Genomic DNA, 594 nt, shown 5'->3' with positions numbered 1-594 from the left:
CCGGTCGAGGACTGATACCAAGCCTCAGATGCGGCCGTCATAGCTCTGCCGCGGGATCCGGCAGGCGATCAGGCTGAACCGATCCCGGCCCGGCGCCAACGCCTCTCCTAAGGCCGATTCCAGTTCGGCGCGGCTTTCCGCCCAATGCCCATCACCGCCATAGGCCCTGGCGACCGCCGGGAAATCCGTCTCGTCGAAATCGACTCCGATATTGGGCCGCTGGTCCCGGCGCTGCTTCAACTCGATCAAGGCCAGCGAGGCGTCGACGAAAACGATGATGGTGAGCGGCAGCTTCAAATCGCGCAAAGTCGACAGCTCGCCAAGCGCCATCTCCAGGCCGGCATCACCCGAAAAGGCGACCACCGGGCGACCCGGCGCCGCCAATTGCGCGCCGATGCCGAGCGGCAGGGCGCAGCCCATGGTGCAGAGGCCGGTCGACTGCAGCAGCCCACGGGGCTGGTGACAGCGCCAGACCTGGCTGAGAAGGATCCGGTGAGCCCCGCTGTCACAGGTGGCGATCCCGTCGGCGGGGAGGTGCCTGCGCACGGTGTCGACAATCGCCGCCGGCCCCCATTCCTCATCCACCCGGAAGGC

At 67.5% G+C, this 594-nt stretch carries 1 protein-coding gene; it reads right to left on the bottom strand.

The features are described 5' to 3' along the window. Positions 1 to 24: 24 nt before the first annotated feature. Positions 25 to 594 (bottom strand): thiamine pyrophosphate-dependent enzyme (locus tag JJ959_RS21295; RefSeq protein WP_292888494.1); only part of this gene is annotated, 570 nt, incomplete at its 5' end.

This window comes from Nisaea sp., assembly GCF_017640745.1.
In the GTDB taxonomy this organism is placed as follows: domain Bacteria; phylum Pseudomonadota; class Alphaproteobacteria; order Thalassobaculales; family Thalassobaculaceae; genus Nisaea.
The sequence above is the reverse complement of the archived record's forward strand: the minus strand, read 5'-3'. Positions and strand labels throughout refer to the sequence as shown.